Raw genomic sequence first — 15,888 nt, 5'->3', positions numbered from 1 at the left:
GATGAGTGAGAATAAAAGCCGCCGCGAGTTTATCAGCCAGAGCGGCAAAATGGTTACTGCCTGCGCGCTGTTTGGCGCCACGGGTTCCGTCGCGTATGCTGCCGATTCTGTAAAGGCAACCTGCGAGACGGGTAAACCGATGAACATCACCGCAAAACATTACTATCTCGACAACGTGCTGCTGGAAGCCGGGTTTAACTACGACGGCAGCGTGGCGACAAGCACCCGCACCGAGCTGAAAACGCTGGAGATCAAAGACGGGAAAATCGTCGCCCTGCGCGATAACGGCAGCCACGCCGACGCGACCCTGCCGCACTACGACGCGGGTAAAAAGCTGATGCTTCCGGCGATGCGCGACATGCACATTCACCTGGATAAAACCTTCTACGGCGGCCCGTGGCGCTCCCTGAACCGTCCGGCGGGCACCACCATTCAGGACATGATCCGCCTGGAGCAGAAGCTGCTGCCGGAGTTACAGCCCTACACGCAAGAACGCGCCGAAAAGCTGATCGACCTGATCCAGTCCAAAGGGTCCACCATCGCCCGCAGCCACTGCAACATAGAGCCGGTTTCCGGCCTGAAAAACCTGGAAAATTTGCAGGCGGTACTGGCGCGCCGGGGCGCAGGCTTTGACTGCGAAATCGTTGCCTTCCCGCAGCACGGCCTGCTGCTGTCGAATTCTGAAAAGCTGATGCGCGAGGCGATGCAGGCGGGGGCGCATTATGTGGGCGGGCTGGACCCAACCAGCGTCGACGGCGCGATGGAGAAATCGCTAGATACCATGTTCCAGATTGCGCTGGATTACGACAAAGGGGTGGATATTCACCTGCATGAAACCAGCCCGGCGGGCGTGGCGGCGGTGAACTACATGGTAGAAACCGTGGAGAAAACGCCGGCGCTGAAGGGGAAGCTGACCATCAGCCACGCCTTCGCGCTGGCCACGCTTAACGAACAGCAGGTGGATGAGATCGCCACCCGCATGGCGGCACAGCAGGTAACCATCGCCTCGACCGTGCCGATTGGCACCCTGCACATGCCGCTGAAGCAGTTACGTGATAAAGGCGTGTTTGTCATGACCGGTACCGACAGCGTGATCGACCACTGGTCGCCGTACGGTCTGGGGGACATGCTGGAGAAAGCCAACCTCTACGCCCAGCTCTATATTCGCCCGAACGAGCAGACGCTTTCGCGGGCGCTGGGCATCGCCACCGGCGACGTGCTGCCGCTGAACGACAAAGGTGAGCGCGTGTGGCCTAAAGCGCAGGACGACGCCAGCTTTGTGCTGGTTGACGCCTCCTGTTCCGCCGAGGCGGTGGCGCGCATTTCTCCGCGCACCGCGACGTTCCACAAGGGGAATCTGGTCTGGGGCACGGTCGCCTGACGCCACGTTGGGGTATCGCTACAGGTGATACCCCGACAATCGCAACTCACGGTCAATCCACTCGACGAACTGCTGGATCTTCCACGCGCGTTCGTTCATGTGCGGCATCACCAGATGGTGCGCGTTGATGGCGATACCCATTTCATCAGGCAGCACCTGCACCAGCGAGCCATCCTTCAGGTGATCGGTAGCCATCATTTTGCTCTCCAGAATAAACCCAAGCCCCATGCGCGCCGCTTCAAAGCTCATGTAGGAGCGGTCGAAGCTGAGGCTGAAATTAAGCCAGGGCCTGTCGATATTGTGCCAGGCGAACCATTTCTCCCAGTTCACCAGAGTGCTGGTGGACGAGATAAGCGACTGTTGCAGCAGATCGGCGGGCGTGCTGATGGGATGCTCTTCTGCATAGTCCGGCGAGGCCAATACCACCAGCGTGTCGTTTTTAATGGTCATCACCCGGTAGGCGTCCCAGTCCGGAATACCGTGACGGATATCAATGTCGATATTATCTCTGGCGAACTGTAGGTTCTCATAGGAGCAGGTGAGATTGATGGTGATATCAGGATATTCGGCGCGGAATCTGCCCAGACGGCGCAACAGCCAGGACAGCCCGAAGGTGGGGGAAGAGTGCACGCGAAGCACAGCATTGTCTTTTTCTTTCACGATTTGATCGGTGGCGCGCCCGATGGCGCTCATCGCCGCCGAGACCTCCCGCAGATATTGTTCTCCCGTCGGGGTGAGTTGAACCCCTTTGCCGCTGCGGATAAATAATTTCTTGCCCAGCCACGATTCCAGCGACGCGATCTGGTGGCTTACCGCCGAAGGCGTGACGTTGAGCTGTTCCGCCGCCTGATGGATGCTCAGGGCGTTAGCAACGGCGATAAACGCCTGCAAATTTCTGAGCGAGGGCAGCGATAACGTCTGGCGATCCTGCGCGGACATGGCCTACTCCTTACACGATAATTGATAAAAAACATAACATTGAGACTGCGAGCGGGCAATTTTATCCCGATGTTATTTTTTTGAGCTCTATCGCGAATCAAATTTATCTCAGCAATAAATGAGCTTTATTGAATGGCGTTTCATGGGTGAGCCGATATATTGACGTTGAACGCAATAATAAAACGACTCACGGTGTTCGAATAATGAGGTAAGTTATGTCTCGTATAGAACAAGCTGTCCCCTACATAAAGACTAAAAAAACCAATTACCGTTTCGTTGTGCTGGCATTAATTTTTATTGTTTATGCCATTAACTATGCTGACCGAACAAATATTGGTGCAGTACTGCCGTTTATCATTGACGAATTTCATATCAATAATTTCGAAGCCGGTGCCATCGCCAGCATGTTTTTTTTGGGATACGCCCTGAGCCAAATTCCTGCGGGCTTTTTTATTGCCAAAAAGGGAATTCGCGGCATGGTGGCACTGTCGATATTCGGCTTCTCTGCCTTTACCTGGCTGATGGGCACCGCAACCTCGGTTCTGGGCCTGAAGTGTATCCGCCTGGGGCTGGGGTTAACAGAGGGGCCGTGCCCGGTCGGGCTGGCCTCCACCATCAATAACTGGTTTCCGCCAAAGGAGAAGGCCACGGCCACGGGCGTCTACATCGCCGCCACCATGTTCGCGCCCATCCTCGTGCCGCCGCTGGCAGTGTGGATCGCCATGACCTGGGGCTGGCGCTGGGTCTTCTTCTCCTTTGCGATCCCCGGTCTGGTCATTGCCGTCCTGTGGTATCTGCTGGTACGCACCAGGCCGTCCGAGAGCGCATTCGTCTCGAAAGCGGAGCTGGAGACCATTACCGCCGGTCAGGAGACCCCGGACGCCAGACGGGAAAATATCGTGATTTCACCAGGCTTTGCACGCCTCGATCGGCTGATCCGCGTGCGGGAATTAGCCCCGGTAAGCACGGTGAAAGGGCTGTTTACCTCGAAGAATATTCTCGGCGACTGCCTGGCCTATTTTATGATGGTCAGCGTGCTGTACGGACTGTTGACGTGGATCCCGCTCTATCTGGTGAAAGAGAAAGGCTTTACGTTTATGAGCATGGGGCTGGTCGCCAGCATGCCGTGCATCGGTGGATTTATCGGTGCGATTTTTGGCGGCTACGTCTCCGACAAACTGCTCGGCCGCCGACGTAAACCGACCATGATGTTTACAGCCATCAGCACCGTTTTAATGATGGTTATTATGCTGAATATTCCGCAAAGCACCGTCGCGGTTTGCGTCGGGTTATTTTTTGTCGGCCTCTGTCTGAATATCGGCTGGCCCGCTTTTACGGCTTATGGAATGGCTGTTGCGGACAGTAAAACCTATCCGATTGCCGCGTCCATTATCAATAGCGGCGGTAATCTCGGCGGATTTGTTTCCCCGATGCTGGCAGGTTATCTGCTGGATAAAACAGGTAGTTTTAATTCCGTGTTTATTTATTTCGGTATTTGCGCAGCCATTGGCTTAATAATGATTATGCTGCTGGAAGAGCCGAAATAAAACATTAAATCTCTCTTGTCCTAATGGAGTAAATGTATGCTACTGAAAAATAAAGTCGCCGTTATTACCGGCGCGGCTTCCGTACGCGGTTTGGGTTTCGCTACGGCGAAATTATATGCTGAACAGGGTGCGAAAGTGGTGATTATCGATTTAAACGCTGAAGCCAGCCGGGCTGCCGCCGCGAGCCTTGGCGACGAACATCTGGGCCTTGCGGCGAACGTCAGCAATGAATTACAGGTTAATGCCGCCATTGAGCAGGTGCTGGGGAAATACGGGCGCATCGATATTCTGGTGAATAACGCCGGCATAACTCAGCCGATCAAGCTGATGGATATCAAACGCGAAAATTACGATGCGGTGCTTGACGTCAGCCTGCGCGGCACGCTGCTAATGTCCCAGGCGGTTATTCCCACTATGCGCGCGCAAAAGTCGGGCAGCATCGTCTGCATTTCATCGGTATCGGCCCAGCGCGGCGGCGGCATCTTTGGCGGCCCACACTACAGCGCTGCAAAAGCGGGTGTGCTGGGGCTGGCAAAAGCCATGGCGCGTGAGCTGGGGCCCGACAATGTGCGCGTAAACTGCATCACGCCGGGTCTTATCCAGACGGACATTACCGCAGGCAAGCTGAGCGATGAGATGAAAACGTCCATTCTGGCGGGCATTCCGCTTAACCGCCTCGGAGACGCGCAGGATATTGCCCGCGCCGCGCTGTTCCTCGGCAGCGACCTCTCTTCTTACTCCACCGGTATCACGCTCGACGTGAACGGCGGGATGCTGATCCATTAAGGAGATACGACGATGACGGATACCACAGTTCAACAGGTTGCCGCCGCGGCCTGGCGCATTCGCCGCTACGCGCTGCGCATGGGCGAAGTGCAGGGGCAGGGCTACATCGGGCAGGCGCTGGGCTATGCCGATGTGCTGGCCACCGCGTTTGCCCACGGGATGAACCTTAAGCCGGGCGAGCCGGAGTGGGAGGGGCGTGACCGTTTTTTGCTCTCTCACGGCCACTACGCCATTGCCTGTTACGCCGCCCTGATTGAAGCGGGGATCGTTCCTGAAGAGGAGCTGGAGACCTACGGCGCGGACGACAGCCGCCTGCCGATGTCCGGCATGGCAACCTACACGCCGGGCATGGAGATCTCCGGCGGTTCGCTGGGGCAGGGCTTAAGCATTGGCGTTGGCATGGCGCTGGGGCTGAAGCGCAAGCAGAGCGCGGCATGGGTCGTTAACTCCATGTCGGACGGCGAGCTGGACGAAGGGTCAACCTGGGAAGCTGCGATGTCGGCGGCACATCACGGCCTGTCGAACCTGATCGTGCTGGTGGACATTAACCGCCAGCAGGCGGATGGCAACTCGCACGCGATCCTCGGCTTTGAGCCGCTGGAAGATAAATGGACCTCCTTCGGCTGGTACGTGCAGCGCGTCAACGGCAACGATGTCCCTTCACTGGTAACGGCGTTTGATAACGCCAAACGCTACCCGGAAAACCAGCCGCGCGTCATTTTGTGCGACACGCTGATGGGCAAGGGCGTGCCGTTCCTCGAAAAGCGTGACAAGAACCATTTTATTCGCGTGGATGCTGACGAGTGGCAAAAGGCACTCGCTGTGCTGGATGCCAACAAACCTGAAGGAGTGCTGTAATGAGCCAGACCACGGAGAAAAAACCGCGTTTAACCACGTCGGCGATGATTGCCTCTATCGCGGAAGAGGGCCAGGAGACGCGAGCCGCACCGTTCGGCCACGCGCTGGTGAAGCTGGCGGAACAGCGACCGGAGGTCGTAGGCATGACTGCGGATCTGTCGAAGTACACCGATCTGCATATTTTCGCTCAGGCCTACCCGGAACGCTTCTTTCAGATGGGCATGGCCGAGCAGTTGTTAATGGGGGCCGCGGGCGGCATGGCGAAAGAGGGTTTTATTCCTTTCGCCACCACCTATGCCGTCTTCGCTACCCGCCGCGCCTACGACTTTATCCATCAGGTGATTGCTGAAGAGCACCTGAACGTGAAGATCTGTGCGGCGCTGCCGGGGCTAACCACCGGTTACGGGCCGAGCCACCAGGCGACGGAAGATATTGCGATTATGCGCGGTATTCCGGGCATGACGATTATCGATCCCTGTGACGCAATCGACACGGAACAGGCGGTGCCGGCGATGGCAGCGCACGATGGCCCTGTCTATATGCGCCTGCTGCGCGGCAAGGTGCCGGTGGTGCTGGACCAGTACAACTACCAGTTTAAGATTGGCAAAGCTGCGCTGCTGGAAGAGGGGAACGATGTCCTGATCGTCGCCTCAGGCCTGATGACCATGCGTGCGCTGGAGGCGGCGAAGCAGCTGCGTAAGGATAACGTCAGCGTGGCGGTGCTGCACTCGCCCACCATTAAGCCGCTGGACGAAGAGACGATCCTGGCGCAGGCTGCGAAGCCGGGACGGCTGGTCATCGTGGCGGAAAACCACAGCAGCGTAGGCGGGTTGTGCGAAGCCGTCGCGTCGCTGTTGATGCGCAACCGCGTGAACGTGGATTTCGATACCGTCGCGCTGCCGGACGCGTTCCTTGATGCGGGCGCGTTGCCCACCCTCCATGACCGCTACGGGATCTCAACCACAGCCATGGTGGAGAAAATCCGGCGCAGGCTGTGATTTATAAGACGGATACGTTGTCAACGGGCGAGGGGTGCTTTACCCTCGCCACTGTTGTGATAAAGGAGTCCGTTATGGCGCAAAACATCTACGACAACCCGGCATTTTTTGAAGGCTATGCCCAGCTTCCGCGCTCGGTTCAGGGCCTGAACGGCGCGCCGGAGTGGCCCGCGCTCAAGGCAATGCTGCCAGATTTAACCGGTAAAGCGGTTGTCGATCTCGGCTGCGGCTACGGATGGTTCTGTCGCGCAGCGCGCGAGCTGGGCGCGTCTGACGTCACGGGTGTTGATATTTCAGAAAAAATGCTCGCCCGCGCGGCTGAACTGACTGATGACAATCGGATTCACTATCAGCGTAGCGATCTGGAATCTCTGGCGCTGAAAGCGAATAGCCTCGATCTGGTCTACAGCTCGCTGGCGCTACACTACCTGCCGGAGCTGGACACGCTATTCGCCAACGTTCAGCGCGCGCTAAAACCCGGTGGCAGCCTGGTCTTCTCGATGGAGCACCCGATTTATACCTGCGCCACCCGTCAGGGCTGGCTGACCGACGACAGCGGCGAGCGGTTCTGGGGCGTGAATCATTATCAGGACGAAAGCCAGCGCGTCAGCAACTGGCTGGCGGACGGGGTGATTAAATACCACCGTACGCTGGGCACCACGCTTAACGCACTGATCAAGGCCGGATTGACGATAAGCGAAGTCAATGAGTGGGGACCAACGCAGACGCAGGTTGACGCCTGGCCCGCGCTGGCCGAAGAGGCGGAACGCCCGATGCTGGTGCTGATCGCCGCCCGTAAGGCTTAATAGCCGACTTTATATACCCGCCCGCTCTGTACCCCTTCCACGCTGCGGCGGTAGGCCTGCGCAACGGTCGCAGCGGGAACGCTTTCAAAGCCCGGGAAGAAGCCATCATATGCTTCGACGGATTCCGTCAGCACCGTCGGGCTGATCAGGTTAATGCGGATCCCGCGCGGCAGTTCACAGGCCGCGGCGCGCACAAACCCTTCCAGCGCCGCATTCACCGTGGTGGCATTGACGCCCTGAGCAATCGGCTCGTGAGCCACAATGCCGCTTATCAGCGTAATCGAGCCGCCTTCGTTCAGGTAGTGCTGGCCGGTCAGCGCCAGACGAATCTGCCCCAGCAGCTTATCCTGCAAGCCCCGGTTGAATTCGCTGTCGGTCATGGTTGCGAGCGGGCCGAAGTGTACCCCACCGCTGGCGGAGACAATCGCATCCACCGGGCCGATCTTTTCGAACAGCGCCTGTACGCTCGCCTGCGAGGTGATATCCACCTGATGGTCGCCCTGCGTGCGACCCACGCTGATCACCTCGTGACGACGGCTTAGCTCTTCTGTCACAGCACGACCGACCGTACCGCTGGCACCAATAATGACGATTTTCATAGCAGACTCCTTATGTTGTGAGCCTTCATTCTTTAATAAATAAAAATTCAGATAAACTGGGTTGATGTTAGAAGATTGCTAACCAGAGGTTCGGAATATGGATAAGCTTCGCGGCATGGAGACGTTCATCGCGGTGGTGGAAAGCGGCAGCTTTACCGGCGCGGCGGCCCGGCTGGAGATGTCGGCGGTGATGGTCGGGAAGTATATTACGCAGCTGGAATCGCAGCTCGGTACGCGGCTGCTGGAGCGCAACACCCGTCGCCAGAGCCTGACGGATGCCGGACGCGTTTATTTCGAAGAGGCCAGGCGCGTGCTGGAGCAGGTCTCGATTGCTGAAAACGCGGTTGAGCGCCTGCGAGCCACACCCGCCGGCACCCTGCGCGTGACGGCGCCCACCTCGTTTGGCGGCTGCGTTATCGCGCCTCTGACGGCCACGTTTTTGCAGCGTTACCCGGAAGTGCGCATCGAACTGGATCTCACCAACCGAATGGTTGATCTGGTCGAGGAAGGGGTCGATCTGGCCATTCGTATCGGTGAGATCCGTAATGAGGACCTGGTGGCGAAATATCTGTGTCCCTACAACATGACGATCTGCGCCGCGCCGGATTATCTGGCGCGTCACGGTACGCCGCAAACGCCAGCCGATCTGGTGGATCACCTGTGCCTGTCGCACACGGTATGGACGGCGCGTAACGAGTGGCGGCTGCCGGGTGTGGAAGGCGAAGTGCGCTGGAAGCGTGATGCCGTCTTACGATGCAATGACGGCTACGGCTTACGCATGGCGGCGCGAGCCGGGGCGGGACTTCTGCTGCAACCGGAAGTGCTGGTGGCGGAAGAGCTGGCAAGCGGCAGGCTGGTTCGGGTTCTGGAAGCGTTTACGCCCGCGCCGAGGCCGGTGCATTTATTGTGGCGCCAGGATTTGCGTCCGCTGCCTAAGCTAACGGAATTTATTGCCCATATTCTGCTAAGATTGGGCACAATATAAAAAAAGAAGGTAAGTAAAGAATGTCTGCAAACAAACTCGCCAGCAGCGCGCAGGGCCTGCAATCCTCTGCCATCCGTGAATTATTAAAACATAGCAAAATGGCAGGCGTGATTTCGCTGGGTGGCGGTATTCCAAATCCGGACCTGTTCGATCATGAAGGTTTAAAAATCGCCGCTGATGCCGTGCTGTCTCAACATTTTGGCGAAGCATTCCAGTACGGTCTGACGGAAGGCGTCCCGGGGCTGCGCGAAGAGATCCAACGCATCTCTGAAGGTCGCGGCATCGCCTGTAAAGCCGATGACGTGGTCATTACTTCCGGCTCGCAACAGTCGCTTGACGTGCTGGCGCGGGCGTTAATCAACCCGGGCGATACGGTCGTCGTGGAGCGGCCTACCTACCTCGCCGCGTTGCAGGTCTTTGGCCTGGCGCAGGCGAAATTTGAATCCGTCGGTACCGACGGCGACGGCATGAAAGTGGATGAACTTGAAGCGCTGGTGGCAACTAAAACCATCAAAGCGGTTTATATCGTGCCAACCTTTGGTAACCCGGGCGGCGTGACGCTCTCCGAAGCGCGTCGTAAACAGCTGGTGGAATTATCGAAGCGCTATGACTTCGTGATTATCGAAGACGACCCGTACAGCGAGATCAACTACACCGACGAAGCGTTCCGCCCGCTGATTGCTCATGCCAAAGATATCGGCAATGAGGATAACGTGGTGTACACCTCCACCTTCTCTAAAATCCTCGCGCCGGGCACCCGCGTGGGCTGGGTGCTGGTGCCGGAGTGGCTAAAGCGCGCGGTAGTGAACCTCAAGCAAACCACCGATCTGCACACCAGCACGCTGTCGCAGCTGATGACGTACGAATATCTGAAAACCGGTCGTCTGGCGAATCAGATTAAAATGATCCGCGAAGCCTATCGCCAGAAATACCAGACCTTTGCCAGTGAACTGGAAGCGGAGCTGGGCGATGTGATGTCGTTCCACAAGCCAAAGGGCGGCATGTTCCTGTGGGCGAAAATGAATAACGGCATCAATACGACGAAATGGCTGGAAAAAACGTTGAGCAACGGCGTCGTGTTTGTGCCGGGTGAGTTCTTCTACTGCAACGAGCCGGACCACACCACGCTGCGCATGTCTTTCGTTACCCCAACGGATGAGCAGCTTAAAGAAGCGGTTCGACGCCTGAGAATTTCCCTGTAACCGGATGCGCATAATGGCAGATGCCGTTATGCGCCGTTCCCGTGTCGGGTAAGCGTATTGCGTGGCGCGAGCGGATCAGGCAACGTCCGGCTTGCCGGATTTTCGCTTCGCCATGACTTCCGCAACGGTTTTTATCCGGCTTAACTCCTCCTGCGTGCGGGAGTTAGATTGCGCTTCCCAGATATCAACGTTTAGCTGTAAGTTCAGCCAAAATTCAATAGTGGTATTAAAGGCTTTTGCCAGTTTGATCGCCATATCGGCAGTAAGTTTGCGATTGTTATTGACCAACGCGCTTACGGTATTGCGGTGTACATTTAGCATCTCTGCCAGATCGTTGATTTTCAGATTGAGCGGTTCAAGATACTCATACTGCAACACCTCGCCCGGCGTGGTGGGTTTGCGGAGTGCCTGTTGAAGTGTCATAGGTGATGCCTCACTTGTGTTGCGTGTACTTGTGTGGAGAGAGATAGAGATCGTCTGCTTTTCCCTCTGACCAGCGAAATACAAGCCTGTATTGTCTGTTTACCCGGATAGAGGAGTATCCCTTCAACGGAGGACTCAATGCTTCATACATATTGCCCGGTGGCGATCGTAAATCCAGGTGCGACATGGCCGCATTGATGATGTCGAGCTTTCTTGCAAGCGCTGTTTCCAGATTCAAAGGAATAACATTGCTCGATCTCCCGTAGAGAAAAAAATCCTCAAGCCATTGATCCCGAAAATGATTAATCATAATGCTGGTAAGCTCCAGTCCTTGAAGCTGAGTGGATAGTAATGCACTCCTGCACTGTGCGCAAGTGCGTTTTGTCTGCGAGTAATATTACCCTGGTCATGGCTGAAGGGAAGTGTGATGCATGACTAAAGGTTAATTCTTCGAGGCGGATTCCACGTCTTGCGTGCGGATTAATGCCCGGCGGCGCTGCGCTTGCGCGGGCCTGCGAGAATGTAGGCCGGGTAAGGCGCAGCCGCCACCCGGCGTTTGACTACCGCTCCCTCAGCGCCTCCTTCGCCCGGTTAAACGGTTTGATCATATAATCCAGCACCGTTTTCTCTCCGGTCTTAATATCCACCGTCGCTATCATCCCCGGCACAATCGAGAAGTGCCTGCCCGCCTTATTCACCAGATAATCCTGGCTGGTACGGATAAATACCCGGTAATAGAACACCTCCGGCTTCGCTTCGTCCTGAATGGTGTCCGGCGAAATGGTCTCCACCACCCCGTGCAGCCCACCGTAAATCGCGTAATCGTAGGCAGTGATTTTCACCAGCGCCTCCTGATTAGGGTGGATAAAGGCGATATCCCGCGGCGAGAGGCGGGTTTCAATCAGCAGATGATCGTCCACCGGCACAATTTCCATCAGCTCGCCGTTGGGCGGGATCACGCCGCCGATGGTGGTGACCTTGATGTTTTTCACGATCCCGCGCACCGGAGACTTCACCGTCAGACGGGTAACGGAATCCTCGCGGCCTTTCAGGATCGCTGACACCATATCCACCTCGGCGTTGGCCTTCGACAGCGCTTCACGGGCCTGCACGTAATACTGGGAACGGACGTCGGTGAGCTTCAGCTCCAGGTCGCTTTTCTGCCGTTGCAGGCGCAGCACTTCCACGTGGCTGGCGGCCCCGGTTTTCACCAGCCGCTGGGTGATCGCCAGCTCTTTATTGGCGAGCGCCAGGGCGGAGCGCAGCTCACGCTGCGTGTCCTCCAGCTGGGCGCGCCGCGAGTTGTAGAGCCGCGTTTCGGCGGCGGTCAGGTCGGTCCATTTCGCCAGGGACGGCGGGAATTTGAGCGGCAGATCGTTCACCTCGGCATACAGACGCGCGCTGGAGGCCAGCGACGCGCGGTAACGCGCCGCGCTTTCGCCGACGTTAGATTCCGAGCGGGTAGGATCCAGCCGCGCCAGCACCTGTCCGGCCTGCACCTGATCCCCTTCGTGCACGTTCAGCTCGGTGAGGATCCCCCCATCCAGCGACTGCAACACCTGCTCGCGTGAGCTGGGGATCACTTTTCCGGTGCCGGTTGAGACTTCGTCCAGCACGCCGAACCACGCCCAGACGCCGAGCACCACAAACATCACCAGGGAGAAGAAAACGATGCGCCGGGCGCCGGTATAACCGCTTTCGGAGTCGAGCGCGTTATCCAGATCTTCTACTGCGGCAACGTCACGCTGACTGATTTTCATTTTTCCACTCCCGTCCGGTTGCCTGCTGCTGTTGCTGCATACGGCTGTTGTTCAGCGCCTGGGCTTTTGGCGCGTCCATCACCAGCATGCCATCTTTGAGTACCACCACGCGCTCCACCAGCTCCAGCACCGGCACGCGGTGGGTCGCGACAACCAGCGTGCGGTTGCCGAGCCACGCCCCGAGACGTTGAATAAATTCCCGCTCGGTATGTTCATCAAGGGAGGCGGTCGGTTCATCCATCAGCACGATATTCGGGTCGCGCAGCAGCATCCGCGCCAGCAGAATAGACTGCCGCTGCCCGCCGGACAGCCCGACGCCGTTCTCCATAATCGGGTAATCCAGCCCCTTTGGCAGCTTCTGCACAAAGCTGGCCGCGCCGCACATCTCCAGCACCTCGAAGATCTCTTTATCGGTGGCGCGCGGCATGCCGAGCGTGATGTTCTCGCGCAGGGTGCCGTAAAACAGCCGGGCGTTTTGGGTCATAAAGCCGACGTTTCTCCGCACGTCAGCCACGTCCAGATGCGGCAGGCTGAGGTTGTCGAGCCGCAGTTCACCGCCCGCCAGATCCATCCCGCCCGCCATCGCCTGCAACAGGGTTGATTTGCCCGCGCCGTTGCGCCCGAGGATCGCCACTTTTTCGCCCGCTTTGATCTCCAGGCGGTTAATGCGCAGCGCCATGCGGGGATCTTCCGGGTGATAGCGGAACTGCGCCTGCTCGAAAAGATAGTGGCCGCGCAGCACGTCCTGGCGGATCGGTGTCTCTTCGCGCTGGTTCTCGGTCGGCAGCTGCATAATGCTGTCCAGCCCCTCTTTGGCCGCCTTCACCTGCTGCCAGCGGGCCAGCACGCCGCATAGCGTCGCCATCGGGGCGATCATCCGTGAGGCGAGCATCGAGGCGGCCACCACCGAACCGGTGGTTAAGGTGCCGTCGATCACCATCGGCGCGCCCACCACGATCACCCCGGCATAGACCAGGCTCTGAATGGTCATCCCCCAGCTGATCAGGTTCTGCGTCAGTTCGCGGGTGCGCAGGCCGGATTCGGCGGTGATCTGGATATAGCTGTTCCACTGCTGCAAAAAGCGGTTCTCTGCCTGCATCAGCTTGATGTCCTCCAGCCCCTGCACGCTTTCCACCAGCACCGCGTTGCGCAGGGTTGATTCATGCGCCGACTGCTTCGCCAGCTCCGCCAGCTTCTTTTGCAGCAGCAGGCCAGGCAGGACCATGATCACCGCCGCCACCGGAGCGATCCACGCCAGCTGCGGGGCGATGATCGCCAGCACAATCACAAACAGGATAAAAAACGGCAGATCGACGATGGTGGAGATGGTGGAGGAGGTGACCATCTCGCGGATCTGCTCCAGCTCGCGCAACTGGGAGATAAAGCTGCCGGTGGATCGCGGAATGGCGCTGTGGCGCAGCCGCAGCGCGTGGCCGAACACCCGATCCGAGACGCGCAGATCCGAGCGTTTGCCCAGCAGATCCATAATGTGTCCGCGCGCCACGCGCAGCACAAAGCCAAACAGCGTGGCGATCAGCACCCCGATAGTCAGCACATAGAGCGTCGGATAGGACTGGGCGGGGATCACCCGGTCATACACCTGCATGGAAAAGACGATGCCCGAGAGGGAAAGCACGTTAATGAACAGTGCAGCCAGCATCACCCAGCTGTAAGGGCGAAGGTCGCGCATCACCAGCCGGTAGAGCCAGTCCGGGCGGTATTTTGATATATAGGCATCCACGCGGCTGTCCTTCAGCGCCGCCAGCGGACGCAGGGCGATGACGTGGCGGATGGCAGGCAGCATCGCGCTCATCGACAGGCGGTTGGTGTGCGTGCTGTCGTCGAAAAAGCTGACCTCAAGCGTATCCTCGCCGTCGAAATTGTCGATGACGCCGATTTTACCGTCGTTCAGCTCCACCACCACCGGCAGACGCCAGCTGTTGATAGCGTGCTGATCGGCCGTCAGCAACTGGAATGTCAGCCCGGCTTCACGGGCGAGCTGCGTCAGCGCGGGCACCATCGGTTTGCCTTTCAGCCACGGCGCGCCTGCGACGAGCGAGCCTGGCGAGCAGGCAACGCGATAGCGCGTCGCCACGTAGCCAAACGCCTGCGCCCACTGCTCTAGCGCCTGATCCGTCATGTTTTCACCCTGCGGGATATCGCGTTGCTTCATGGCTGGATCTCCACGGTCTGGATGGTGCGGTTTTCAAGATCGAACGCGTGACGCAGGCGCCCGGTGTTGTACAGACAGTTGAGCTGAAGCTGATGCAGCTGTCCGGCGGTTTGCTGTTGGGTAAAGCGCGCCTGATACACCTCCTGCTCGGCGTTGAGCACGTCGAGCAGCGGGCGGGAACCAAGATCGAGATACTGCTGCTGATACAGCTCGCGGGTGCGGGCGCTGAGCGCTTCCTGACGGCCCTGGATCTGAAGCGTGCTCATCAGGCTCATCACCTGGCTGCGCGCTTCCAGCAGTTTTTGCCGCACCTCAAGACGGGTGCGCTGGATGGTGGACTGGGCGGATTCCACCGCGTGTCCGGCGGCGTTACGCCGGGCGGTGAGGCCGCCACCCTGATAGAGCGGCATTTGCACTTTAACCCACGCGGAGTACTGGGTGCGGTCCCGCGTTTCGTTGCCCGCGTAGCGGTCGTTCAGGTAGTGACGAACTTCCGGCTCCAGAGAAACGGTAGGGGTCATTTGCGCGTTGGCATAATCGAGATTTGCCTGCGCGACGTTGGCCTGCGCCCAGGCCGCTAATACCGAGGGCACCAGACGATCGTCCGGCTCGGCGATGTCGCAGCTGCGGGCCAGGCTTTGCGGAAAGTCATTGCTGACCGCGTTCAGGCTGTCCCAGCCCAGCAAGCTCATCAGCGTGGCGCGCGAGCTGTCGAGGCTCGCCTGATACTGCATCAGCTGCGCACGCGCCCCTTCGATACGGGCATCGGTCTGGACCACGTCAGAGAGTGACGTTGCGCCTTCATCATTACGTTGTTTCGTCAGGGTGCCGATGGAGGACAGTGCATCCAGCTGTTCTTTGGCGGTCTCGACCATCTGCTGCCAGGTCTGCACCTGCACCATGGCGATGGCGGTATCGTGGGCGATGGTGTCGATGCTCACCAGCAAGTTGGCCTGCTGCTGGGCGACGCCCGCATTTTCGGCGCGCACCTGGCTTGCGACTTTGCCGAAGTCGTACAGCATTTGCGAAAGAGAAAGCACCAGCGAGGGGGTAAAGCCATTATCGTCACCGTCGTGGCTATAGCCGTTATCCATGCCAGCGTTAATTTGCGGATAATATTTCGATTTAGCGACGTCCACATTTTCGCTCTGCTGATAAAGTTTGCCGATGGCTTCACTGATAGCCGGATGCCAGGTCACGGCGCGGTTAACCGCTTCATTCAGCTGTAGCGTGCCGGGGGCGGCTTTGCTGGCTACGGGCGCCACGCGGCCATTTAAAGAGGGGAGTTCCTGCGTTTCGCTTAATTGTCCGGTATTAATCATCGCCGCAGGGTTTGCCGCGATAGCGGGCACAGATATCAGGCAGCACGAGAGCCACCAGTAAGGCATCTTCTTTCCCATTTCTTGTCCCTAATAAAAAAGTACTGCTTTT

Annotated in this window: 15 protein-coding genes; 8 read left to right on the top strand and 7 right to left on the bottom strand. The window is 58.2% G+C overall.

Translation table 11 applies throughout. The features are described 5' to 3' along the window. Position 1 precedes the first annotated feature (1 nt). A complete protein-coding gene (locus tag RY075_RS17660; protein WP_023314699.1) occupies positions 2 to 1,381 on the top strand; it encodes an amidohydrolase family protein in 1,380 nt (459 codons plus the stop codon). An 18-nt stretch (positions 1,382 to 1,399) separates the two neighbouring features. On the opposite strand, the gene RY075_RS17655 is transcribed toward RY075_RS17660, so the two are convergent. After that, complete coding sequence (locus RY075_RS17655) at positions 1,400 to 2,320, bottom strand: LysR substrate-binding domain-containing protein (RefSeq protein WP_003862214.1); 921 nt, start codon at positions 2,318 to 2,320, stop codon at positions 1,400 to 1,402. A gap of 215 nt (positions 2,321 to 2,535) precedes the next feature. Here RY075_RS17655 and RY075_RS17650 point away from each other — a divergent pair, with 215 nt between their 5' ends. The 5 genes from RY075_RS17650 (at position 2,536) to RY075_RS17630 (ending at position 7,315) form a co-directional block, all read left to right on the top strand. Next, positions 2,536 to 3,867, top strand: a complete 1,332-nt coding sequence (locus tag RY075_RS17650) for an MFS transporter (protein ID WP_023323645.1) — start codon at positions 2,536 to 2,538, stop codon at positions 3,865 to 3,867. A gap of 36 nt (positions 3,868 to 3,903) precedes the next feature. Next, positions 3,904 to 4,653, top strand: a complete 750-nt coding sequence (locus RY075_RS17645) for a glucose 1-dehydrogenase (RefSeq protein WP_003862216.1) — start codon at positions 3,904 to 3,906, stop codon at positions 4,651 to 4,653. Positions 4,654 to 4,665: 12 nt separating this feature from the next. After that, positions 4,666 to 5,511, top strand: a complete 846-nt coding sequence (locus RY075_RS17640; RefSeq protein WP_022651707.1) for a transketolase — start codon at positions 4,666 to 4,668, stop codon at positions 5,509 to 5,511. Next, positions 5,511 to 6,509 carry a transketolase family protein gene (locus RY075_RS17635; RefSeq protein ID WP_022651706.1) on the top strand — a complete coding sequence of 333 codons (999 nt, stop codon included), beginning with the start codon at positions 5,511 to 5,513 and terminating at the stop codon, positions 6,507 to 6,509. Before RY075_RS17640 ends, RY075_RS17635 begins: the two co-directional genes overlap by 1 nt. Before the next feature lie 74 nt (positions 6,510 to 6,583). After that, positions 6,584 to 7,315: a class I SAM-dependent methyltransferase gene (locus tag RY075_RS17630; protein ID WP_032660054.1), complete on the top strand. Its 732-nt coding sequence runs from the start codon at positions 6,584 to 6,586 to the stop codon at positions 7,313 to 7,315. Here RY075_RS17630 and RY075_RS17625 read toward each other — a convergent pair. Next, a complete protein-coding gene (locus RY075_RS17625; RefSeq protein ID WP_032660049.1) occupies positions 7,312 to 7,914 on the bottom strand; it encodes a short chain dehydrogenase in 603 nt (200 codons plus the stop codon). The genes RY075_RS17630 and RY075_RS17625 overlap by 4 nt on opposite strands. Positions 7,915 to 8,011: 97 nt before the next feature. Between RY075_RS17625 and RY075_RS17620 the strand changes: the two genes are divergently transcribed. Both RY075_RS17620 and RY075_RS17615 read left to right on the top strand, forming a co-directional pair. Then, positions 8,012 to 8,899 (top strand): LysR substrate-binding domain-containing protein, encoded by an 888-nt coding sequence (locus tag RY075_RS17620; protein WP_045343785.1) that lies wholly within the window; start codon positions 8,012 to 8,014, stop codon positions 8,897 to 8,899. Between the two features lie 20 nt (positions 8,900 to 8,919). Beyond that, complete coding sequence (locus tag RY075_RS17615; RefSeq protein ID WP_023314694.1) at positions 8,920 to 10,101, top strand: PLP-dependent aminotransferase family protein; 1,182 nt, start codon at positions 8,920 to 8,922, stop codon at positions 10,099 to 10,101. Between the two features lie 75 nt (positions 10,102 to 10,176). Here the strand turns inward: RY075_RS17615 and RY075_RS17610 are convergent, their stop codons facing one another. The 5 genes from RY075_RS17610 to RY075_RS17590 all read right to left on the bottom strand — a co-directional run bounded on the left by RY075_RS17610 (position 10,177) and on the right by RY075_RS17590 (position 15,857). Then, on the bottom strand, positions 10,177 to 10,524 hold the full coding sequence (locus RY075_RS17610) for a HigA family addiction module antitoxin (RefSeq protein ID WP_022651701.1): 348 nt from the start codon (positions 10,522 to 10,524) through the stop codon (positions 10,177 to 10,179). A gap of 10 nt (positions 10,525 to 10,534) precedes the next feature. Continuing rightward, positions 10,535 to 10,834, bottom strand: a complete 300-nt coding sequence (locus RY075_RS17605; protein WP_015571638.1) for a type II toxin-antitoxin system RelE/ParE family toxin — start codon at positions 10,832 to 10,834, stop codon at positions 10,535 to 10,537. 250 nt (positions 10,835 to 11,084) lie between these two features. Further along, positions 11,085 to 12,284 carry an HlyD family efflux transporter periplasmic adaptor subunit gene (locus tag RY075_RS17600; protein ID WP_032609982.1) on the bottom strand — a complete coding sequence of 400 codons (1,200 nt, stop codon included), beginning with the start codon at positions 12,282 to 12,284 and terminating at the stop codon, positions 11,085 to 11,087. Beyond that, entirely contained in the window at positions 12,265 to 14,457 is a 2,193-nt protein-coding gene (locus RY075_RS17595) for a type I secretion system permease/ATPase (protein ID WP_022651699.1), read from the bottom strand. The genes RY075_RS17600 and RY075_RS17595 overlap by 20 nt, the downstream gene beginning before the upstream one ends. Beyond that, positions 14,454 to 15,857: a TolC family outer membrane protein gene (locus tag RY075_RS17590; protein ID WP_338627868.1), complete on the bottom strand. Its 1,404-nt coding sequence runs from the start codon at positions 15,855 to 15,857 to the stop codon at positions 14,454 to 14,456. The genes RY075_RS17595 and RY075_RS17590 overlap by 4 nt, the downstream gene beginning before the upstream one ends. Positions 15,858 to 15,888 lie beyond the last annotated feature (31 nt).

The sequence above is a fragment of the Enterobacter sp. JJBC genome (genome assembly GCF_036936505.1).
Taxonomy (GTDB): Bacteria; Pseudomonadota; Gammaproteobacteria; order Enterobacterales; family Enterobacteriaceae; genus Enterobacter; species Enterobacter hormaechei_C.
Note: the sequence above shows the minus strand (reverse complement) of the source record. Positions and strands in the feature narration are given on the sequence as shown.